The 22,584-nt window shown below is 44.5% G+C and carries 23 protein-coding genes; 13 read left to right on the forward strand and 10 right to left on the reverse strand.

The features are described from left to right. Window positions 1-273: 273 nt before the first annotated feature. Window positions 274-3,252, reverse strand: a complete 2,979-nt coding sequence (locus tag PY092_RS12660) for a DNA polymerase III subunit alpha (protein ID WP_275616223.1) — start codon at window positions 3,250-3,252, stop codon at window positions 274-276. A 1-nt stretch (window position 3,253) separates the two neighbouring features. Beyond that, entirely contained in the window at window positions 3,254-4,468 is a 1,215-nt protein-coding gene (gene dinB / locus PY092_RS12665) for a DNA polymerase IV (protein ID WP_275616176.1), read from the reverse strand. A 117-nt stretch (window positions 4,469-4,585) separates the two neighbouring features. Between dinB and PY092_RS12670 the strand changes: the two genes are divergently transcribed. From PY092_RS12670 to PY092_RS12680, 3 genes are all read left to right on the forward strand, one after another. Then, entirely contained in the window at window positions 4,586-5,344 is a 759-nt protein-coding gene (locus tag PY092_RS12670) for an SOS response-associated peptidase (protein ID WP_275616177.1), read from the forward strand. 207 nt (window positions 5,345-5,551) lie between these two features. Then, the gene (locus PY092_RS12675) at window positions 5,552-6,166 is read left to right on the forward strand and encodes a plasmid pRiA4b ORF-3 family protein (protein ID WP_275616178.1); all 615 of its coding nucleotides are present in this window, start codon (window positions 5,552-5,554) and stop codon (window positions 6,164-6,166) included. Between the two features lie 45 nt (window positions 6,167-6,211). Continuing rightward, window positions 6,212-6,826 carry a hypothetical protein gene (locus PY092_RS12680; RefSeq protein WP_275616179.1) on the forward strand — a complete coding sequence of 205 codons (615 nt, stop codon included), beginning with the start codon at window positions 6,212-6,214 and terminating at the stop codon, window positions 6,824-6,826. Window positions 6,827-7,481: 655 nt separating this feature from the next. On the opposite strand, the gene PY092_RS12685 is transcribed toward PY092_RS12680, so the two are convergent. After that, window positions 7,482-8,333 carry a prohibitin family protein gene (locus PY092_RS12685; RefSeq protein ID WP_207098937.1) on the reverse strand — a complete coding sequence of 284 codons (852 nt, stop codon included), beginning with the start codon at window positions 8,331-8,333 and terminating at the stop codon, window positions 7,482-7,484. A gap of 23 nt (window positions 8,334-8,356) precedes the next feature. On the opposite strand from PY092_RS12685, the gene PY092_RS12690 reads away from it, so the two are divergent. Further along, window positions 8,357-8,698 carry a hypothetical protein gene (locus tag PY092_RS12690; RefSeq protein ID WP_207098936.1) on the forward strand — a complete coding sequence of 114 codons (342 nt, stop codon included), beginning with the start codon at window positions 8,357-8,359 and terminating at the stop codon, window positions 8,696-8,698. 332 nt (window positions 8,699-9,030) lie between these two features. Here the strand turns inward: PY092_RS12690 and PY092_RS12695 are convergent, their stop codons facing one another. From PY092_RS12695 to PY092_RS12715, 5 genes are read right to left on the reverse strand one after another with little or no spacing between them, the layout of a single operon-like run. Then, on the reverse strand, window positions 9,031-9,726 hold the full coding sequence (locus PY092_RS12695; protein WP_207098935.1) for a M15 family metallopeptidase: 696 nt from the start codon (window positions 9,724-9,726) through the stop codon (window positions 9,031-9,033). After that, window positions 9,692-10,777: an alanine/ornithine racemase family PLP-dependent enzyme gene (locus PY092_RS12700; RefSeq protein ID WP_275616180.1), complete on the reverse strand. Its 1,086-nt coding sequence runs from the start codon at window positions 10,775-10,777 to the stop codon at window positions 9,692-9,694. The genes PY092_RS12695 and PY092_RS12700 overlap by 35 nt, the downstream gene beginning before the upstream one ends. Beyond that, window positions 10,774-11,853: an N-acetyltransferase DgcN family protein gene (locus PY092_RS12705; RefSeq protein ID WP_275616181.1), complete on the reverse strand. Its 1,080-nt coding sequence runs from the start codon at window positions 11,851-11,853 to the stop codon at window positions 10,774-10,776. The genes PY092_RS12700 and PY092_RS12705 overlap by 4 nt, the downstream gene beginning before the upstream one ends. Next, the gene (locus tag PY092_RS12710; protein WP_275616182.1) at window positions 11,850-12,113 is read right to left on the reverse strand and encodes a hypothetical protein; all 264 of its coding nucleotides are present in this window, start codon (window positions 12,111-12,113) and stop codon (window positions 11,850-11,852) included. The genes PY092_RS12705 and PY092_RS12710 overlap by 4 nt, the downstream gene beginning before the upstream one ends. Then, entirely contained in the window at window positions 12,110-12,442 is a 333-nt protein-coding gene (locus PY092_RS12715) for a cupin domain-containing protein (RefSeq protein WP_275616183.1), read from the reverse strand. The genes PY092_RS12710 and PY092_RS12715 overlap by 4 nt, the downstream gene beginning before the upstream one ends. Before the next feature lie 185 nt (window positions 12,443-12,627). Between PY092_RS12715 and PY092_RS12720 the strand changes: the two genes are divergently transcribed. Beyond that, window positions 12,628-12,789: a hypothetical protein gene (locus tag PY092_RS12720; RefSeq protein ID WP_275616184.1), complete on the forward strand. Its 162-nt coding sequence runs from the start codon at window positions 12,628-12,630 to the stop codon at window positions 12,787-12,789. Between the two features lie 145 nt (window positions 12,790-12,934). Here the strand turns inward: PY092_RS12720 and PY092_RS12725 are convergent, their stop codons facing one another. Then, window positions 12,935-13,069: a hypothetical protein gene (locus PY092_RS12725; protein ID WP_275616185.1), complete on the reverse strand. Its 135-nt coding sequence runs from the start codon at window positions 13,067-13,069 to the stop codon at window positions 12,935-12,937. Between the two features lie 534 nt (window positions 13,070-13,603). On the opposite strand from PY092_RS12725, the gene PY092_RS12730 reads away from it, so the two are divergent. The 6 genes from PY092_RS12730 to PY092_RS12755 all read left to right on the forward strand — a co-directional run bounded on the left by PY092_RS12730 (window position 13,604) and on the right by PY092_RS12755 (window position 18,631). After that, window positions 13,604-14,164: a helix-turn-helix domain-containing protein gene (locus tag PY092_RS12730; protein ID WP_207098929.1), complete on the forward strand. Its 561-nt coding sequence runs from the start codon at window positions 13,604-13,606 to the stop codon at window positions 14,162-14,164. Window positions 14,165-14,375: 211 nt separating this feature from the next. Beyond that, on the forward strand, window positions 14,376-14,714 hold the full coding sequence (locus tag PY092_RS12735) for a cupin domain-containing protein (RefSeq protein ID WP_207098928.1): 339 nt from the start codon (window positions 14,376-14,378) through the stop codon (window positions 14,712-14,714). 48 nt (window positions 14,715-14,762) lie between these two features. Next, the gene (locus tag PY092_RS12740; protein ID WP_207098927.1) at window positions 14,763-15,635 is read left to right on the forward strand and encodes an SPFH domain-containing protein; all 873 of its coding nucleotides are present in this window, start codon (window positions 14,763-14,765) and stop codon (window positions 15,633-15,635) included. Window positions 15,636-15,648: 13 nt separating this feature from the next. Beyond that, complete coding sequence (locus PY092_RS12745) at window positions 15,649-16,311, forward strand: PIG-L family deacetylase (protein WP_275616186.1); 663 nt, start codon at window positions 15,649-15,651, stop codon at window positions 16,309-16,311. Further along, complete coding sequence (locus PY092_RS12750) at window positions 16,262-17,464, forward strand: glycosyltransferase family 4 protein (RefSeq protein ID WP_275616187.1); 1,203 nt, start codon at window positions 16,262-16,264, stop codon at window positions 17,462-17,464. The genes PY092_RS12745 and PY092_RS12750 overlap by 50 nt, the downstream gene beginning before the upstream one ends. Then, window positions 17,465-18,631 carry a glycoside hydrolase 100 family protein gene (locus PY092_RS12755; protein ID WP_275616188.1) on the forward strand — a complete coding sequence of 389 codons (1,167 nt, stop codon included), beginning with the start codon at window positions 17,465-17,467 and terminating at the stop codon, window positions 18,629-18,631. Between the two features lie 258 nt (window positions 18,632-18,889). Here the strand turns inward: PY092_RS12755 and PY092_RS12760 are convergent, their stop codons facing one another. Next, complete coding sequence (locus tag PY092_RS12760; RefSeq protein ID WP_275616189.1) at window positions 18,890-19,330, reverse strand: BON domain-containing protein; 441 nt, start codon at window positions 19,328-19,330, stop codon at window positions 18,890-18,892. Between the two features lie 328 nt (window positions 19,331-19,658). Between PY092_RS12760 and PY092_RS12765 the strand changes: the two genes are divergently transcribed. Together PY092_RS12765 and PY092_RS12770 are read left to right on the forward strand one after the other, a co-directional pair. Further along, window positions 19,659-19,790, forward strand: a complete 132-nt coding sequence (locus tag PY092_RS12765) for a hypothetical protein (RefSeq protein ID WP_275616190.1) — start codon at window positions 19,659-19,661, stop codon at window positions 19,788-19,790. A 38-nt stretch (window positions 19,791-19,828) separates the two neighbouring features. After that, window positions 19,829-22,099, forward strand: a complete 2,271-nt coding sequence (locus tag PY092_RS12770; RefSeq protein WP_275616191.1) for a glycosyltransferase family 4 protein — start codon at window positions 19,829-19,831, stop codon at window positions 22,097-22,099. Window positions 22,100-22,584: the final 485 nt, after the last annotated feature.

The following is a 22,584-nucleotide window of genomic DNA, read 5'->3' on the forward strand; positions in this document are numbered from 1 at the left end:
AAACTAATTGTGGCTTTTCCTTAAAAAAACTGGGGTTTTTCCATAAGGACAAAATAAAATGTGAGAAAAGTAACCTATTTGGTGAGCATAAAATTTTGAATATCCGAAAAGTCGTTATTTATTGGGCTTTCCATAGGTAAATTCTGGTTCCTCAGGGAGAGAAGATAATTAGGCCTTTTTCAAAAATTTAAACCTTATATACATAGTTAAATTCATAATATGGTACATTGAGAAAAACCACTTTTTAAATAGTATTCAAGTACTTTAAACACCCTAAATGCTTTTTGGGACCATTTTAACCTGCCTCGGGTCGGGTTTCAAAGGTTGTTTGATGATAGAGACCACCTCCAAACTGTAATGCCCAAACTCTTCGGTGACAGTTCCGTGGCATAGGTAGATACCCTTTCCATGAATGGGTGTGGATGCCATCGTTTGGGGAAAGTGCACACAGTCAAAAAAATGCCCTTCGAGATCGAGCATGGTGGTAAAGCGCATAGTATCACCTTTAGACGTGGTGTTCAATCGGGTATGTACCATGGAACCATAGATCCAGATCTTTTGGTTGACATGGATCTCAAAACCACTGGCGGTCAATCGGCTCTTTACCTTGCCGTCCATGAGTTCATAATACCCGCACAATGGAAAGCCCAAGAGTTCCAACTGGTCATAGGCATCCTCAATGGGATGGGAAGGTAGATGCGGCAATGTAAAATGCCTGTGGTTGGGTTTAAAGAGCAACTTCTGAACGGTATCCTTTCGATGGGCCTTGGTCTTGAACACGGCCTGCCAAAGCACTTGCTTCTTGGGCACGCCAAAGACACGAAAGGCATCGATACGCACCAGGATGGTCAACTGTTCGATGGCAATGGGAACCCTATCGATAAAGTCATCAAAATCCCTGAATTTGCCATGGAGTTGCCTTTCGTTCAAAATGCGTTGGATGACCAAACGTTCCAGACTCCGAAGCTGTCCCAGCCCCAAATAGATATGCTTCCCATAAATGGCATTGACATGGTCACTGCGGTTGATACAGGGCGGATGGATAATGCCTCCCCACATCTTGGTCTCGTGGACATAGAGCTCCGTATCGTAGAACCCTCCCCCGTTGTTGAGCACGGCCACCATAAACTCCAAAGGAAAGTAGCATTTCAGATACAGGCTCTGGTAGCTTTCCACGGCATAGGAAGCCGAATGCCCCTTGGCAAAGGCATAGCCTGCAAAGCTCTCAATCTGTTCCCAGACCATTTGGGTCAGGGCAACATCGTGCCCCCTTTGCTTGCAGTTTTCAAAAAACTTCAATTTCACCGCCTGGAATTCCTCCCGGGAGCGGAATTTTCCACTCATTCCCCGTCTCAGCACATCGGCCTCCCCAAGGTCCAGTCCTGCAAAGAGGTGGGCCACTTTAAGCACATCCTCTTGGTAGACCATGATCCCATGGGTATCGGGCATGATTTCCAACAAAATGGGATTGGCCTCCTTGCGGCGTTCCGGTTCACGTTCCCTACGGATGTACTCATCCTTCATTCCCGAGGAAGATACTCCAGGACGGATCACAGAGCTGGCAGCTACCAATCCCAGATAGTCATGGGTCCGTAGCTTTTTCATCAGTCCCCGCATGGCCGGGGATTCCACATAGTAGGCCCCTATGGCCCTCCCCTGGCTCAACAGACGGTTGATGTTGGTATCCTGCTTCATCGCCTCCACGCTCTTGATGTCCCAAAGCACGGCATCGGGTTGGTTGCCCTTGATGACATCAACTGCCTCTTTGATCTTCGCCAATCCCCGCTGCCCCAAAATATCAAATTTGAACAGGCCCACATCCTCGGCAATGATCATATCGAACTGCACCGTCGGAAATCCTTTGGGTGGAAGCGTCGTGGCCGAATAGTAATGCTCGGAACGGTCCAAGATCAAGATCCCCGAGGAATGCACACTGATGTAATTGGGCATCCCATGGATATAGGTGGCATATTTCAGCACCAATCGGGCCAGTTCATCCAATGTGCCCTGTTCGTAACGACCCGCACTGAGCTTATCGATTTCCTCGGTGGGCAGGCCGAACACCTTCCCCAATTCCCGAACGGCGGCCCGGTACTTAAAGGTGTTGTAGGTGCCCAAGAGGGCCACATGCTCGAAACGTTTAAAAATATAGGCCGTGACATCGTCCCGGTCCCAAGTGGAGAAATCAATATCAAAATCCGGGGGCGAGGCCCGAAAGGGATTGATGAACCGTTCGAAATACAGGTCCAGTTCAATGGGATCCACATCGGTGATTCCAATCAGGTAGGCCACCAGGCTGTTGGCCCCACTCCCCCTGCCCACATAGGGATACCCTTTGGACTTGGCATAGGAGACGATATCATGGTTGATCAAAAAATAGGACACGAAATCCAGTTCTTGGATGGTACGCAGCTCCCGGAACATACGTTCCTTGACCTTTTCCGTAGGATGGGCATAGCGTCGGGGTAGCCCATCCAAGGCCAGTTCCCGTAACCGTTCCACATCCAATGCCTTGGACTCCAAAAAACGGGACTGGTTCTGGGAAACCCTATCACTTACAAACCCAAAGGAAATGGTACAGGAGTCCAACAATCGTTGGGTATTCTCCCAGATATGCGGAACATCCACCAAGGCTCTTTTCAGTTCCTCCATGGGTCGAAGGGTTTCGGTAGGTCTGGCCTCCTCGGACTGGGGTAGTTTGCTCAATAAGGTGTTCAAGCCTATGGCCCGAAGCAACCGATGGGTATTGAAATCCTTTTTGCCCCGAAAGCTCACGGGCTGCAACAATACCAATCTATCGGTATAATCCCGATACCGAGAGAACCGCAATTTCCGAAGCTCTTCCACCGAGACCCCAATGTACTCAAAGGCCCTGAAATCCGTCCGTTCCTCTTCCTGAATCTTCTCGAAGGGATAGATGATATGGACATGGGCAAAGGCAGGGGCCACGGAGGGAATAGGCGTTCCCTTGTGCAGGTGTTGGGAAAGAAAGGCATTGATTTCCCGAAACCCCTCATTGTTTTGGGCCAAGCCTACGAACTCCTGTACGTTCCCGTTCCTAAAATCGATGCCCAGAATGGGACGTATCCCCTGTTCGTTGGCCAATCGCACAAAGTTCATGCCCGCCGAACTATTGTTGATGTCGGTCAGGGCCAAGACTTCCACTCCATGGGAACGGGCCAGATCCAAAAGCTCCGTTTCGGAGAGCACCCCATAGTTCAGGGAATAATATGTATGGCAGTTCAGGTACATGCTATTGTTGTCTATGGGCCAATAAGATGGGTGGTTGTCCGTCAAAGGGATTACCTCCCCTTCCTATACTGTGTGCCCCCATGGCCGAGGCACGCATCAAACTGGACTCCCCAAAACGGTTCCGTACCCGGTCCATGGCCTGATAGAGGTTCAGTAGTTTTTCATCATCGGCAAAAAGGTCTATCTGATAATGCCCACCAACGATATGGCTGTAATTGACCCCAACAAGACGGATCAGCATCCTCCGGTCATAAAGGGAGGTAAAGAGTTCCTTCACCAAGGGCACCAACACATGGTCCGCAGAAGTATAGGGAACCCGTTTCTGCTTGGTATAGGTCTTAAAGTCACTGTACCGAATCTTAACGCTCACACAGCCCGTCATCTTGCTGGCCCTTCGGAGTTGGTAGGCCAGGTTCTCCGCCATGGCGAACAAGGTGGTCTCCAATTTGACCATATCGGTGGTATCCTTCCCATAGGTACGTTCCGTGGAAATGGACTTCCGTTCATGAAACGGGACCAAGGGGGAATTGTCCAACCCTTGGGCCCGCATCCAGATAGTCCGTCCGTGCAACCCAAATGCGCTTTCCAGCATTTCCAAGGGCAATTCCTGTACGGTCTGTATGGTGGTCACCCCCATATTGGACAGAAGTCCATAGGTTTTCTCCCCCACCGAGGGCAGTTTACGGATATGTAATGGAGCCAAAAACTCTTTCTCCAGTCCAAGGTCGATCTTCATCTGGTTGTTGGGCTTGGCCTCCCCGGTGGCCACTTTGGAGACCACCTTGTTCTGGGAGAGTCCAAAGGAAATGGGCAATCCCGTTTCCCTTAAGATCCGTTGCCGCATTTCCGAGGCGTACTTATAGCAGCCAAAGAAACGGTCCATCCCGGAAAGGTCCGCATAGAACTCATCCACACTGGATTTTTCAAAGACCGGGACACTCTCCTTGATGATCTCGGTCACCTTGTCCGAGAACTTCATATAGGTCCCTGCATTGCCTTTGATGACCGTGGCCTCTGGGCACAACCTACGGGCCACTTTCATGGACATCCCTGAATGCACTCCGAATCGCCGGGTCTCATAACTACAGGCCGCGACCACCCCTCTGTCCCCCAACCCACCGACCAAGAGTGGCCGCTTCATCAGACGGCTGTCCAGCAGCCGCTCACAGGAGACGAAGAAGGTATCCAAATCGAGATGGAGAATGGTGGGTTTCATATAAATATTGGATTTATTCCTATTTATTGGAAAATATCCAAATTTACGGAAAGGGACGAGCCGTTTCAAAACTTTAACAATTTTGACTATCTTAATACAGCATAATTCAACTTCAAGATGTGCTATTCGACCAGACAGACCCGGGAACGGAAGGAGCTGGAGAAATTGCTCTCCGTCAAGGCCATGTACGGTGATATTGACACCGACCTGGAACTCATATATTTCCATGCCAACGGCTGGAGCCATCCCGTGATGTGGACCTTGGGCCAGGAAGAGCCCAACAACATGCTCCCGGCCATGTGGGGCATCATGCCTCCCAAGGAAAAACAGGAAAACTATACGGAGTACTTTAAGAACCCAAAGACCTTTGGAGGACTCAATGCCAAATCCGAAAAGCTCTTTGACCATTTCGTATATCGGTATTGTTGGGAGAACCAGCGGTGCATCATTCCCGTGGATGGTTTCTTTGAGCCGCACAATACGAAAGTGAAAGTCAAGGGCAAAGACTTTAAGGTTCCCTTTTACTTCCATAGAAAGAACGGTGACCCCATATATCTTGCAGGCATCTATACCAACACCGCAGATGGACGGCGGACCTTTGCTGTCCTCACCAAGGATGCAACCCCTATGTTCGAAGAAATCCACAATGAAAAGAAACGACGTCCGGTCATCATTGATGACGAAAACTTGGATGCTTGGCTCCATAACGGTAACAATGAATCAGACGTTCAAGATCTTATCGATGACGATTTATGGGAAGGGGATTTGGAAGCCTATCCGGTCACCAAGGACCTCTATAGCAGAACTGTGGATTCCAACTACCCGGGAATCATTGACAAAATGGACTACGAAGAAGTGTCCATTTCTTATGGGTGACCATAATAAAAGAAGGGTGTTGCCAGACCCCTATACTTATTTCATTTAATCTTCATTGGCCTTGGCCTGCTGTTCCATAGCTCCCACCCATTGCTTACTAAAGGATAAAAACCAAAAAATCAATTGGCCAATACTACCCAAACTATTTTAGTATATGACATATTTGTTATAAAATTGAGTGCCATTCTATAACATAAGTACCATACATTGAAAAAAATATTCAAGTTTCGAATTGCACTGGAAGGGACCTCCCCAATAATATGGCGTGAATTTTTGGTCCCATCCGACACCACGTTTTACAGGCTCCACCACATCGTTCAAATTGTAATGGGGTGGGAGAACTATCACCTGTACGAATTCACCATGGACAGCTATCGTATTGGTCAACAATTTGAGGACGATGGCTTTAATGGCCCCAATGAGATCATCGATTCGAAGACCATAACAATTGGAGATGTGCTTCAGGCCAAGGGTCAGAAACTGGAATATTTGTATGATTTCGGGGACTACTGGCAACATTCCCTGACCTTGGAGATGATAATAGATGACCTTACAATCCCCTTTCCCGTTTGTTGTGATGGAGCTTTGAACTGCCCTCCAGAAGATGTTGGCAGCATACCGGGTTTCTATGATTTTCTAAAGATCATGGATAAACCCAGGCATCCGGAACACAAGGAAACAAAAGCTTGGGTAAACAGCAAACTTGTCGCTCTAGATGGCAGATATGATCCCCAAAAATTCCCCATGGAAAGGGTAAATCAGGGCTTGCTCAATCTGGATAATTATATCAAGGATTGGGAGAAGGAGGCCAACCAAAAATAAAGGGTTGAAAAGAGGTCGGTGTTAATACACTAAATACATTTTATTATGACTAGAAAATTATCAGTATCACTTATTGTTTTATGCTTTGTTTCCTGCGCAGGGGGAAAATACAATTATCTCTTCGATACAGGTAAGCAGTTGGATTTTAGCCAAGGTAAATGGATACTCAACCGGACGGAGTCCAACTCACGTATATTTGATAGCGAGCTATATAGGGCGTCCTTTGAAGGTTTTAAAGACATTATTGGTGATTCCTTGTTTGATTTAAATTCTATTAGGGCTCACAAAATGGTTCCACCTAAAATTGCTTTCGAACCTAGCCCCAAAGAGCTTAAGCAAATTGGACAAAGTACGGATTGTGATTATTTAATAAACATTCGTGGAAACATAATAAGCAATGGAGCAGGAATTCTATCCTATGACTCCGGGAATGGTTATTATAGTGCCAGCAACCAATCATCCATTTCAATTATAATCTATGAACTTACCAACGGAACCATAATCTCTTCTTCCCAGGCTTTGGCTAAGGATACTGCGGAAAACTCCCATTTTGACGAGAACACCAATGTACCCACATTTCATAGCAGTGCGGAAACTATGATGGTAAAAGCAGCAAAAAACCTAATAAAGAAATATGACTCTAATAGACTGGATAGATGAAAATCCAAATGAACGATGCCTTAACCGAAAGCTTTACTAATTGAGTCAATTCCAAAAGAAATAGTTCAAAAGTGTAAGTTCCAAAACTTGGCTAAAGAAATGAATATATACATCAAAAAATACATAGCACAACCAATATTGAAACCAATGCTTCATTTTGTATCAAAATGATGGAATTTGGAGTTTTGGGAAGCGTCCAAAAGTTAAACTTTGTTAAAAGGTGAGTCATACGGTTCCCCTAAAAAAGGGCCCTCTGGCAGGCCTTATAAACAGGGGGTTCCGGGAAAAGGTTCTAGTTCCCGTCCACCGAACATTTAATAATTTGACTTTGTTTATTTTTAAATTCTCGCAATGATCTTTCACTATTCAATTAGTCCAAATCAATCTTGCTATCCCGAAGTGTAATATATAAACCATGTTAACGGGATAAAAACACCAAAACAGTCAAGCAAACCGAAATAAGTAGGGTTGTTGAATTGATGGTGCCGTATAACAAATTATGAGCCAATTTCCCTATAAGTTTCATGGAAGGGTCATAATAGTTGTATTGATGTTTATCAATCATGAGGTATCTATAAAATCCTCTAATACCTCCCACTATGAAGTGAATCAGAATGAACTTTGCAATCATGGTCTCCATGTCCATATCCGAGAATCATTTATCTGTTTTGATAACATCGCCCACACCTATAAAGGGAATGGCACCTGCACCCGTTACCCGGGGCAAGATCCCGTTCCATTTTTCTATGGCCTTTAGGTTTGCCTCTATTTTCCTGAGTTCGATCAGGTCGGGTGAAATATTCATTTTTTGTAGCCGTAATGCCTCTGCTTCAGCTGTTGCTGCAGCAATGGTCTGTTCGGCTTCGACCTTTATCCTGTCCAGGTCCCTTTTGGCCTTCAATGCATTTTGTTCAGCGGTTTGTTTTGCCTCTATGGCATCGGTAAAGGTCTGGGAAAAACTGAATGAGATGATCGAAAAGGCATCAACCGATATGTTTGATGCGAGCAATCTTGAAGTAAGGGCTTCTTGCATTTCCGAGCTTACCGAAGGTCTTTTGGTAATCAATTCCTCTGCGGTATACTTGGCCGACACTGCTTTCATAACCTCTTGAATGGCAGGGTCGATGATACGTTCCTTAAATTCCACACCGATGGTCTGATACACCAAATTGGCTTTATCGGGTATGATATGATAGTTAAGTGCAACGGACAAATCCACATCCTGAAGATCAGAGGATGAGGAAGCGGCATCGGTCATGATCTTTTGGATCTTTACATCCATGGGGATCACGGTCTGTACTATGGGTATTTTGAAGTGGATCCCTTCATCCAATACCACGTCCTGTACCGCTCCAAAATTCTGGACAATACCTCTTTCACCTGCACCGATCTGCACCCATGGTTTAAATAGGAAAAGGAACACCACTAACGCAACACCGATGATCAAACCTCTCCATTGCCTTTTTTTCAGTACATTTTTTATCTCCCTCAAAGGGTCATTATCCATAATAATTGTGTTTAATTGCAAAGATGGGTTTTAGCATCCCCAATATGTTATACCTGATCGGTAAGGTCTTACATAAATCACACTATGTCAAGCCTTGGTACATGGCCCTTTCCCATATTCCGGTAACCAAAAAATCCAGAATTGTGAAAGAAAAGGTGAATCCGATAGAAAAGGGATTATGGGAATTTGGCCTTTGGCGAAAGACCATTCCTGGAACAAAGAGTGTTTTAAGCCCCTCCGAAGCGTTTCGGGAGCGTTTTATCATTATCTGGCATTATGGACTTTACAGCACTTTGCCGGTACGGGGACAATTTCAAAATCTTAGGCCATTAAATAGTCCACATCACCCATTTTATCTGTCTTAGCGCCATGTTAAACCCATCCCTTTTATGTAAAGCTTAGACTATCTTTACATGCTACATCCAAGTGTTTATAAGGGAGCGTTTTGCCCCCATCACAGGTAGATAAATAGAGAAAGAGTTATGAAGCCGAAAAAGAAAGTGCCCCAGGAAAACAGTCCGAGCATTGACAGACCGATAAGTCGTCATGAGAGCTGGAAAGGCCATCGAAGGCACACTGCACCGATGCTAATGCGTTTTTCTTAATACCATAAATCGTAAAGAGGGCTTTCGCCCTCTTTTTTGTGGAATATATTCTTGTCCAGCACATCCATTTTCCTAGTGTATCCTGACATAATTTAGGTTATGGTACCATACATGGCATATTCCTTTTCTTTTCCAATGGCCCACATGACATTGCCATAATCAAAATGCCAATATTCTTTCAGATCACACACAAAATCTTCATCTTCAAACAATCCGATCAACAGCGCCCTATTCTTCTTCGCTTCAGGGCCAATGCCCGGGTGGTAGGGGTAACATTGCTTTGAGAGCTTGATTTCCAGACCAGTATTCGTTCCAAAGTCCATGACACAATCTTGAACGGCATCATAGATCAATGCATCTATTGCACCGCCTGTGGTATGCATTGACTTTTGGGGCGGAGCAATAAAATGGCTGACCATCTCTTCGATCTCATCCGAAGGTTTTTTAGGATACATTCTTTGCATCCGTTGAAAGGATATGAATTTGGTTTCCCAAAGTAGTTGTTGGTGCTCAAAGGACCTCCATGCGGAGCGAATGATCAGAATCTTGTTCTGTGCGCCCAACTTTCGACTTATTCGGGCTATTTTTTCGATCATATCCTCCCGGACCAGATATTGATAATCATCCATGAACGAAGGTTCAAAAATCAAATCAAGACCTGTCGCTTTTAAACTTTTAAGGGCGGTGTGATTTTCCCGGATCGGAATGGTCGGGACCAAGATCTTGTTTCGGGCATCTTTGGCTTCCACGGCTTCACAATACTTCTTGGCATTTTTGATAGTTGACATGGTTTTTTGTTATATGTATAGAATTCAGCCCTCTCAAGAGGGCATTGTAGTCAAGGTCGAATGTCACGGTATCCCCCACTGTTAAATTTGCCTTATTGTTATCCACCACAATATGATCGCTACTTGCCCCTAAAATGGTTACCTCTTGTTTTGGTACAATTCCGGAAACCAAAACATCCTGTTGGCCAATGCCCAAAATGGCCCTGCTCATTAATCCAATATCTTTAAAACAGGGGATTTCACCGTTCATGTTTTGATAGGCTTTACCATAAGGCATGGAAGGTTTTTGTTTTGCCTCTATAACCTCGGTCACAAGGGTAAATATATCGGTGAAAAGCCCAGGGATGGGTTCCCTGCAAAGTGCTTCCCTACCCAGAAAAATGGATTCGCCCAAACGCAAACTGTTAATTCGGCCCAGTTTTTTTGACGATTTGAACCAACGGTAGTTTGCGGAGTTCCCCCCGGACACAATGTCCAGGCAAATATTGAACTTGTTTTCTAAATGTACAGCTATGGAGGATAGCTTGGCCATGTTATCAGGGTCAGGTGCTATTCCACCGAAACAGGCAAGGTTTGTGCCGATTCCCACCAAAACAATTCCTTTCAAGCCGATCACATTCCTTACCATATCTTCCATTTCAGAAGGCATGATCCCTTCACGGAGATCTCCAAGTTCCACCATTAGGATCACTTTATGGATACTATGATTTTTCAAGGCATGCTTAGAAAGTTCTTTGAGTACTATGAGTTCCGAATTCAAGCTGATATGGGCATGGGTGACCACTTTCTCCACTAGGCTGAGCGCGGGTGACCTGAGCAACATGTACTGTGCCCTTATACCGGCTTTACGCATTCTCAATATGTTTTCCAATCTGGAGTCCGCAAGGATCTTGATGCCGTTGTCCACCAAGATCCCAGCGATGGTCGGATCTCCACCAATGACCTTGGTTACACCTATTATCTTGATGCCCTTGGAACCATATAGTGTTGTCAATTTTTGGACGTTATGTGCAATTTTCGCAGAATCGATATCTATTCTCGGAAGGTTCAAACGGATACCGATTCCCTTGCAAGCTCCGGAAATGTCCTGAGCAATGCTTTTACCAATTTATCGCACCCATACTTCAAAACATCTGTGACGGGCAGATTAAATTCGGATTCATAACGCTTAATGAATTGGCTTATTTCGGCATTGTCCATCTTTTCATGATTAATGGTAATAGCTATGATTCTGGCCTTGGAGAACATCTCTATCATTTCGATCTCACCTACCAACCCCAACATTGGGATTTTCGGATAATCACAATAGCTTTTTCGCTTGGGGGGGTGTTGTAAAATAATTGCATCGGGCATTGCACCTCGCAGGATGGCGCTTGAAGAGGTAAATGCGGGATGGCTCAACGCCCCTTGCCCTTCCACTACAATGATATCGGGTTCCTCTTTCTCACAGGCATTCAGAATGGCATGCTCAACTTCTCCCGTGGCAAACCCAGAGGTCAGTACGTCCACTGCCACCCCATATTCGGAACCTTGGAGGAGGCCCGTTTGACCGGTGGTGACAAAAACGGCATTCAAGCCTTCATTCCGAAGCGCCTCCACCAAAAACAAGGCGGTGGTTCTTTTGCCGACCGCACAATCAGTTCCCATGACCGCTACGATCGGAACCTTTATGTATTGGATACGTCCTGAAAAATTGTGGAGGTTTTCACGTGCGGGCGGCTTTCGCACATCTTGGATGGCCACTCCATATTCATGGGTCATTTGGGCAAATTGCGGGTCATCGTTAAAAAATTCGGGAAGACCATTGACGATGTTCATCCCATTTTTGATAGCCGTAAAAATAACCTCTCTTTGTTCCTTGCTCAAAAATGAGGTGAGTGGTGCGATACCATAGATAAAGTATTTTGGAATACTGCCCAATTCTTCCAATGCACTTTCAATGCTCTTAAAAATTGGAATTGCCCTTTTCACGCCATCAAGATACTCCCCTGCATCTTGTCCGGATTTGGTACTGTCCACTACCCCAACAATGGTATACTTTTCCGATTGCCTAATGAGTCCATTGGCCACTTTGCCGTCTATATTCCCAAATTCGTTTTCACAATAAACCAAGGCACTTTGTTTCATACTATTTGTTGTTGCTGTTTAACAATCGACAGATTGCCGGTATACGGTCTGAGCTCGCTGTCGAAATAAACCAGTTCATTTGCGGTAGGGTCGTTGTGGATGGCACAATAGTAGACCTTTCGGACATACAATCGCACAACAAGTGTGACACAGGGCCTAACCTTGGCAAAAACGAGATCTCCTTTTTTGTATCTATTTTTCATGGTCTTCCTTCTTGGTCCCACTTGCTTTTGAATCTTTAAATTCGTCAAAGTGTTCATTCATTTTGGATCGTGGTACATAACATCTTAAATTTATGATTTGCTTCAAAGGAGCAGGGTGTAAATGCAGGTATAATTATGGAGTCTCCACTCCGCATAAAAGTAGAATTGCCGTTTATGACGACCTCGGCCTTTCCTTCAATGATATGGATGAACCGAACAAAAGGTGATTCATTATGGGACAACACCTTTCCAAAATCAAATGCGAATGCCTGTATGACACAGTTGTTCTGGACACTTATGTTTTTTACCACGATGGCATTGGAATTGAACTCCAGTATATCCGCTAGGTTAAATGTCTTGGATTCCTCAAACTCACCCTTTTCCATAATTAAATAATTTAAGATTGGTCCCTTCCTGCTATTCCGACCTATTTTTGGCGTTGCGCTTGGCCTTTTTGGCCGCTTTTTTTTCTTTAGGGGTCTTTGAGGGCGGTGTTTTTCCCGACTTTGGCTTTCCTTCTTTTTCTTTTGACATGGATTATATTTTTAATTGATATGGAATATATGTTTTATTGTACGGCAAGGAGAAAAAGCATTTCCAAGTAGACGATGAAAAGGATAAGACATTTTCGCATCAGGGTATTGATTTAAAAGTGTTGGGCGCTATCCTGTGCTTGGGATTTCATATAGCCAAGACCGTGGAGGCCATTGCCCTTTGGGGAGTTTGGCGCTGAGGTTGAAAAGGGCAGTGTTTTTTAGTTCCTGCCCTTTTCTGAGCCTCTGACAAAAATTCAGAAGCATTTACCGACCAATTAAATGCGTACTGTTGTTAAGTTGAAAGTTTCCCTTTTCCTGTGGATGCTTCCATCTTCCTTTGCATTAAATCAACCAGGGCAAATCCTTGTCCATTTTTTGTCCTTCCTTGATCTGCCCGCTTCTTCCATTATAAAACATGGGTCTAAAGAAACGCCTGATCTTTTCAAGGGTCACATGTGTAAAATTCTTCTCTTTCATAATATACAGGTCATCACTGTTTTTTTTAGTAGAAATGAACAATACAAAGATGGTGCATACATTTAGGGAGTCCACAACAAAAATCTTTATAAATCTTACATATATCCTAGGTGGTGGAATCTGGATTACATTTTCCAAAACAAGATGACCACAGACATAGCCTGATCCCATAGGGTTCGAACCCATGACCGTTCCCTTCTCGAAAACCCGTGGTTGTACCTGGAGAAATTTGTAGCGCCCCTCAAATCCGATTTTTGGACACCCCTTTGTATTCATGGCTTAAAAAGAGTGGTGTTTCCATTAAATTATCGTATATTCCATAGAACTCCATTTGGAAAGAAAGGGTCAGGTCAAAAATCTCATTTATCAGTGGATTTTCTGTTTCTTCATTTTACATGGCCCTATTGCTCTTATCAGCAGAAGGTACGTTGAAATTCGCTCCTGATGTTTGCATGATTCCCACAAAGGGTCATATAAAACACCCAGTAACGAACACATTGCTTCGCTTGCCCAAGAACTACAAACACAAAAACAATGTTGCTATATATAAAATACATGGTAAGCCTGCGCTGTAAAATGGCAGTAAAGGAGGAACTCAAAAAACTCGGCATCCATTATGTCAATGTAGACCTTGGAACCATAGAGATCTTGGAAGATATCACCGATCTTCAAAGAGAGCAGTTACGTGAAAGTCTTATGAAATCCGGCCTAGAGCTTCTTGACGACAATAGGAAGATCATCATTGAAAAAATCAAGGCGGTGATCATCGAAATGATCCACTATTCAGATGAACTGCCCAAAGTAAACTACTCTGACTACATCAGCGAAAAATTGGGATATGACTATACCTATTTGGCAAACACGTTTTCGGAAGTAAAGGGGATTACCATTCAGCAATTCATAATCATGAACAAAATAGAAAGGATAAAGGAACTTTTGTTGTATAATGAGTTGAACCTGACCGAAATATCCTATTTACTGCATTACAGTAGTGTCTCACATTTATCGAACCAGTTTAAAAAAATCACGGGGCTGACTCCTTCCTTTTATAAAAAATTGAAAAAGAAACGCCTTAAGAACCTGGAGGACATCTGATCCTTTTTGGAAAAAGGAACATTATCCGGACAGTATTCGCGGTATACCACCGAAGCTACTTCGCCTCCTAAAAATCCCTTGATAAATGTGGGAAAACTGTAACTATTCCCGTTTCCCGTATAATACATTATCCTTAGAAATGACACACCTTTATTCAGGTGGCAGGAAGGAATGTAAAAACGCATAACCCTCCTCCCATAAAACTTTGGATATGGAAAATATAGAGGTCGAAAAATCAAAAGTCTTCATCATTGTCGAGATTATTGAATACGTTCCCAATGCAGTGGTCATCAAGACCATCATAAAAAAAACCACTGGAAATGTCACTGCGGTATCTTTTGACTCAGGTGAAAACCTAACGGAAAAAACATTGCCATTCGATACGTTTATCCAAATCATAGAGGGCAGGGCCGAAATCTTGATCGAAGACCATTCGCATACCTTGGAGACCGGACAGGCCATTATCATCCCTGCCCACTCCAAAAATGTCATAAAGGCCAACGAACGGTTCAAAATGATCTCCACTATCATTAAAAGTGGTTATGAGTAGCCCCATCTTGAAAAAAGCCATCAACGAACAACATTAAACTAGTCTGACATGTATACGTATCCCATGATTATCGTTCCCGTATTGATCATCCTATTGATAGGGATTAAAATCGTTCGCCCCACCCAAAGGGGCCTGATAGAAAGATTGGGGAAATACTCAGGTTTTGCCGGTCCCGGTTTCCATTGGATCATCCCGATCGTTGACCGTATGTTCATTGTCAACGTTACGGAGCAAATGGTGGATGCGCAGCCCCAAGAGATCATCACCAATGACAACTTGAATGCCAGCGTGGATGCCCAGGTATATTTTAGGGTGAAGGATGACGAAGAAAGTGTTAAGGGATCTATCTACAATGTAAACGATTATAGGTATCAAATCGTAAACCTTGCCCGTACAACGCTCAGGAACATCATTGGTACCTTGACCTTAAAATCCGCCAATAGTGAGCGGGGAAAGATCAATGCGGACCTATATAAAACACTCCACACGGAGACCATGGGTTGGGGCATTGAGATCGTGAGAACGGAGCTAAAAGAAATTGACCCACCCAAGGATGTACAGGAAACCATGAACAAAGTGGTAAAGGCAGAGAATGAAAAAATCGCGGCCGTGGATTCGGCCACAGCTGCGGAAACTGTGGCAGATGGTATAAAAAGGGCCAAAATAAAAGAAGCCGAAGGATATAAACGGGCCAAGATATTACACGCCGAGGGGGAGGCCGAAGCAATAAAGCTCGTGAACGAGGCGGCCGACAAGTTTTTTATCGGCAACGCTCAGATCCTTAGAAAGCTGCAAGCTGTGGAAACTTCCTTACAGACGAACACCAAAATAGTGGTTCCCACGGGCAGTGAACTGGTAAACATTATCGGTGAAATGGCCGGAGCAGTACTTCCGATCACCCAAAAATCCAAAATGGAATAAACCCGATAGTTCAATGAAAACACTCAAAACCATGGAGAAAAAGAACATCTTGGTGATCGTTGCACATCCCGACGACGAGACCTTGTGGTGCGGTGGCACCCTACTGATGTATCCAGGGCATCATTGGTTCATTGCCTGTCTATGCAGAAAAAATGACCGTGATCGCGGCCCAAAATTTAAAAAAGCCCTTGCCATTTATAACGCTGAGGGCTGTATGGGCGATCTGGACGATGGTGAGGAGCAAAGACCCTTGAACAAAAACATGGTAAAGAAGGCCATCTTGGACCTACTTCCCGAACGGAAATTCGATCTTGTCCTAACGCACAGTCCTACAGGTGAATATACACGGCATTTGCGTCATGAAGAAATAGGAAGGGCCGTAATCGAATTGTGGAACGAACAAAAAATTTCCACGGATCAGCTATGGAACTTTGCCTTTGAAGACGGATACAGAAAATACTATCCCCAGGCGATAAAGGATGCAAATATCCATCAAGCGCTTCCAAAAACCATTTGGAAGGAAAAGTACCGGATAATCACTGAGGTGTATGGATTTGAGAAAACAGGATTTGAAGCAAAGACAACACCCAAGGAAGAGGCCTTCTGGAAATTTGAAAACCGGATAGATGCCCAAAAATGGCTGGAGCACGAGGGAATTCAACAGCAACCCACTTAAGATTCAGGAAATGAAAGTTCTGGTCCTTTACGATTATCCACCTTCTCCCGGTGGTCTTGCCACGCAGGGCGACCTGCTTTATCGTGGGCTTCTGGAACTTGGAGTGGACGCACATGCGGTCCATTTTGAGTCGGCACAGGAAAAAGAATGGTATTACAGATGGTTCGAGCCCGATGTGGTGGTGGGCATTGGTTATTGGGGCCATACCCCCCACTTGGTACTGCACCCCCAGCGCTATGGCATTGTGCCCATACCTTGGTTGGTTGCCGATGGTTACATTGCCAACTATCAAGAAGTCCTGAACGATCTGCCCCTGATCCTGGTAACTTCAAACTGGGTCAAGGAAATGTATGTAAGGGATGGCATCAAGGCCTCAACTATCGAGGTGTTGCCCGTAGGTTGTGATACCACATCTTTTGTCCCTTTTGACAAAAATGACCCTAAAATTGTGGCGGTACGTGAATCATTGGGCATTCCCCCGGACCAATTAATGATCTTGACCGTTGGTGGTGATGCCGCTTCAAAAGGTGCCCAGGAGGTCATGCAGGCCCTGGCGATCATTGACGCCAAGGCCCCTGATTGGAAATATGTATGTAAAGTATGGCCACAACCGAGGACCAAGGCCCAGAACCTCCTAGACCTGGAAATGGCCACCCATTTGGGCATTGAAAAGAATGTCACCTACGCCACCAATACCGTTTCCCGAAATTTCATGCCGTATCTCATTGGCGCATGTGATATTTATGCGGCCCCCTCACGTCTTGAAGGGTTCGGTATGTCCCAGGTGGAGGCGGGAGCTTGCGGAAAACCTGTCATAGGGATCAGGGCCATGGGAATGTTGGACACACTTTTACATGAAAAAACGGCCTTTCTCGCCGAGGTGGCACAAAAAATCGTTGTTAAGGAAGTGCTTTTGGGAAAAGAATCTGGCTATGAAAACAAACACAAAATCGTGTTCGATATTCCAAGAACGGTCGATTACCGGGCCAATGTGCAGGAAATTGCCAAGTATATGCTCCTGCTCATGGGCAATGAACAACTACGGATAGCCATGGGCCGTGCGGCAAGGGAACATGTGGTGGAACATTTTGATTACAGGGTCGTGGCCAAAAAATTCATCCAAATAATACAGGATAAATTAGGTATAGATTAAATGACCTCGGAAAACAAACAATTCATAAAATCCGCGGAAAGGGCCGCTCTGGAAGTGCTCCTGCACAATTCAAAGGGGCCGTTCCTTGATCTGCCGCGAACAGCCGGTTGGGGATATCCCGAACCCTATACCCGTGACCTTTTGGTTTCCGTCCTGGGGATTGCTGTAACGGACAATGCCGACCTGTTGCAAACTGTACGGCATGTTTTGCTCATCTTGGCCCAAAACCAATCCAAGCGGGGCCATATTCCCTCTCTGGTCCATGACAGGGAAGATCGGGGTGCCAGCGATACCACCCCCTTGTTTCTAATTGCTGTCGATATTTTCAGAAAAGTGGCCCAGGAACCTCATTTTTTGGAAACTGCCATCCGAAAGGCCCTTTTATGGATGGAGTATCAAAGTCCGTCCGACCGATGCATCGTGGCACATTTGCCCACCAGTGATTGGCGGGACGAGCAATGGGTGTTGGGCCATGGATTGTTTGTGAACACATTGGCGTACACCTATTTAAAACTGTACGGAAACACCAAGAGGGCCGAACAATTACGGCTCGAAATGGAGCGACCAATCTTTTATCCGGATAAAATGAGCAACAAAGAACCTGAAGGACTGACCATTGACGGTCAACCCTATTACGCCCTATGGTCCTATAAGGTCTATAGTAGCGAGCGCTTCGATCTATTGGGCAACAGTATGGCCATCTTATCGGGTATGGCCTCACCATCAAGGGCAAAGGCCATAATCAAATGGATTGAAACATCATGTTCTTCGATGAGAAAAACAAAGGAACTGTCCATTGACCTCTCCCCTAATTTTTTCCCTTTTATCCGCCCGGGCGATTCGGATTGGGTCCCTAGATACGCTGATTTCAACCAACCTGGAAATTACCACAATGGCGGTATATGGCCCTTTATAACCGGGTTTTACATTGCGGCCCTTGTGGCCAACAAAAACTATGGTTTGGCGGAAAAAAAACTCTTGGCGTTGACCCGGCTTATCAAAAAAGCCAGGAACAAGGAACTTGAATTCGGTTTCAATGAATGGTACAAGGCCCAGGACGGAAAACCCATGGGGCAGGACTGGCAGACCTGGAGCGCATCAAACTACTTATATGCGGCCCGATGTGTGGCAGAAAAAAGGACGCCTTTTTTTGACGTCCCAGGCTAATGGTCATAAAAAGAAGGCACCTTATTAATGGGGTCCAACCGCCATTAAGGACAAAACAGTACATTTATTGTTCCCTTGATAAATCATACATCTTGTTTCCTTATACGGCCTTTATCACTTTTCAAATACCTTCCATATCACTTGATCGACCAAAGCATTACCGTAATTTCCTTCCAATTTGCTTTTTATATCCCAGACGTTCTGCATGTCCCGTGCCCTATGATCTTCCACATCCATTTATGCAATGCCTTTGCATGATCATGGGACGATCTTAACATTATTGGTTATGCCCCTTACACCGGACAGAAAACGCACAGCACTTTCCGCGGCCTCTTTTTGGTGGTTCCAAGGCAGCTCACCCTCCAATGTGACCCAACCATCCTCAACGTTTACGGTCAACCCATCATGGGGCACACACGGATTGGACATCAATATTTTCAAGACTTTTCCGCCCATTTGCCCATTGGCATTTTTGAAGGCGTCCCTGAACTCCACTTGGATGTTCTTTACCAATGTCTTGACACCAATAACCGCACTGGCCACATTTTCTGCCTCCAATTTTTTTGCGCAGCTATCCACGGTGCCAAAAAGGGAAACAACGCCGTGGTCGGCAGTAACCCCGATCTGATCGGCATGCAACAGGGGTTGCCGTTTAATGGCATTTTGAACATCCATCCGCAATGTTGCATTACTTTTCATGATCAACCAATTATTTCGTGTAGGAATCACTTTCCACAACCTGATAAAGGTCGAACATTGGATCGGTACCGTCATTGTACATCAACGGAAAGCAATTACATAAATCACACATGGATTTTCTTATGGGATCCCGTGTTCCGTATTAAGGTCAAAAACGGAACCCAAAAAAAGGAACTACCCAATCCCCCATTTTTCAAGCATGGCACAAATCTGTGATTTATGCAACTATACTCCTTTTTTATTCAACTTTTTTTTATTGATTTTCAATATCTTATCCTTGTTTTTCGATGTGGTTTCGGAAAACCGGATTTCACTAAACCCAAAGAAAATGTCAAAAGGAAACAAGACCCCTGCAAAATCAAACAAACCAAAACTCGCACTGAACCTAAAGAAAATAAGTGCACACAGGGATACCAAAACAAGCATTGTAAATAGAAACTATAAGGGGCGCATCCTATAGAGGGGTTGCCTCCTTTCTCCAACAAAATCCCATCCAAGATGAAGCTAGCCTATATCGGCACCTATCCACCACGCGAATGTGGTATTGGCACGTTTACCCAAAACCTTGCCCACTCCATGTTGAAAAACGGCAAGGGGGTCAAAGAAATTATGGTTTTCGCCATGAACGACCATAACCAGGACTATCACTATCCGCCCGAAGTAAAATTGAGCATCAACCAAGAACAACAGACCGATTATCTGGAAGCCGTCAACTACATTAATCTCAGTGGGGCGGATGCGTGCATACTTGAACATGAATTTGGCATATATGGAGGTCTGGGCGGAGTCTATATCCTGCCCCTCCTACACCGCCTGAACATCCCGTTGATCACTACCTTGCATACCATTCTGGAAACACCATCCTATAATGAAAGGGCCATCTTAAAGGAAATTTGCAAAATGTCCGATAAAATTGTGGTGATGAGCCGTAAGGCCATCCACTTTCTTGTAGAGCTATATGCTGTGCCCGAAGAAAAAATAGTTCTTATAGAACATGGTGTCCCGGACATCCATTTTGATAAGGAGGAGTCGAGAACGGAATTTAAACTGAATGAAAAGAAGTTGCTCCTGACCTTTGGCTTCATCGGTCGTAATAAGGGCATTGAAACCGTGATCAAGGCCTTACCACAAATCATTGAAAAGCATCCTGAAGTGTTGTACATCGTCTTGGGAAAAACGCATCCCAATGTGTTGCGACATTCGGGGGAAGAATATCGAAATTATCTCCAGGTCCTTATAAAATCACTGAAACTCAATGAGCATGTATTGTTGCTCAATGAGTTTATAGATGAAAATGAGCTTTTTAAATATCTTTCTGCCTGTGATATTTACATCACCCCCTACCTTAGTGAGGCACAGATCACCAGTGGCACACTTTCCTATGCCATGGGTGCGGGTTGTGCCGTAGTCTCCACCCCCTATTGGCATGCCGCGGAATTGCTTGTGGAAAACAAAGGGCGCCTTTTTGATTTTTACGACTCTGATGGCCTGTCCGAAGTTTTAAACGAATTACTGGACAATCCAGAAAACCTGTACGAGATCCAAGAAAATGCAACGGAATATGGGCAAGACATCACCTGGCCCAAAATCGGACAAAAATATACCGATCTTATAACACAGGTACTATCGAGACCCAAGGAGCCCTTGCCAAAGAAAGAAAACGTCATAGATCCTTTGCTGTTGCCCCCATTTTCCCTGGTCCATATCAAAAGATTGACCGATGACACCGGTATTATCCAACATGCAAAATTCGGGATTCCGAACTTAAAGGAAGGCTATTGTCTGGATGATAATGCCCGGGCACTTTTAATGGTCTGTATGACCTATAAACAGAAAAAAGATCCACTTGCCCTGGAGTTCATGCCCGTATATTTGAGCTATATCCATTACATGCAGAACAAGGACGGCACCTTTCGGAATTTTCTGAGCTTCAACCGTAATTTTTTGGATGAAAAAGGTTCTGAGGATTCCTTTGGCCGAACCATTTGGGCCCTGGGATATCTTTTGGGAAATGCGCCTAACGATGCCTATTATCAAACAGGCAAATTGGTTTTTTTCGATGCCGTTCCCTATTTTGACAGTATCAAATCCATAAGGGGGATTGCCAATACCATGATCGGGATCAGCCATTATCTCAGGACGAATGCTTCCGATGATGCCATGAAAGGGACCTTGCATAAGTTGGCCAATATACTGGTTTCCCATTATGATCAAAACCATACAGAAGATTGGAAGTGGTTTGAGTCACTTCTGGCGTATGATAATGGTATTTTACCCTTGGCACTCCTACACGCGGCGGAAGTTCTGGAGGACGGGGATATTTCCAAAGTAGCCTTTGACACCATGGATTTTCTTACCGAACATACGATGAAGGATGGTTATTTATCCATCATCGGAAACAAGGATTGGTATGTAAAGGACAAGGAACGTTCCATGTTCGCACAACAGCCCATCGATGCCGAGGCCATGGTGCTAATGTACCATCAAGCTTATGTATTGACGGGTAATCGTGATTTTCTGAAAAAATTGTTCACCTCGTTCATGTGGTTTTTGGGCGAAAACGATATGCGTATGAGTCTGTATGATTTTGAGACCAAAGGGTGCTGTGATGGTTTTGAAAATTATGGGGTGAACCGAAATCAAGGGGCCGAAAGTTCGTTGGCCTATCTTATCTCACATTTAACCGTACTGCAGGCCTATGAAGAGTCTTTTCAATCTAAGGAAAATAAGGGTTCAAATACTAAAAAACTGGTGACAAATACATTGTAACATATAAAAAAAGGGGGGGTCGGTCTTGGCTTGGGACCTACACGCACAGCATATGTCCCTAATATGAGGTAGTCTTGGTTCCACCAAAGTTTTGGCAAAAGCCCATTGGAAACTCATCCGTTTTACCTGTGGTGATGCCATCAATACTGAAGTATAAAAAAAGGGCTTTCGCCCCCTTTTTTAATTGTTATCAAGAAAACCGTATTAGTTTCAACAAAGTATGTCTTCGTTGGTTCCTCCAGCTCGCGTGGCGGCTCAATATTTTCTCAAAACTAGTTTTAACATCGTTTCGCAATCTTTTTTCATGTTTCATTTATTTCTATTTACTTCTTGTGATGGGGCAATAATACCTTTATCTACACTCAATATGACATTAATAAATCAGAAGTGACCATCTTTGGCAAGAGTTTAACGTATTGTAAATGAAATAATTACGAATAAATGCTTTTTTGCCAGCAAGGAGTCTAGAGATGTCTCTTCTAAGG

The organism is Flagellimonas yonaguniensis (assembly GCF_029193885.1).
Lineage (GTDB): Bacteria > Bacteroidota > Bacteroidia > Flavobacteriales > Flavobacteriaceae > Flagellimonas > Flagellimonas yonaguniensis.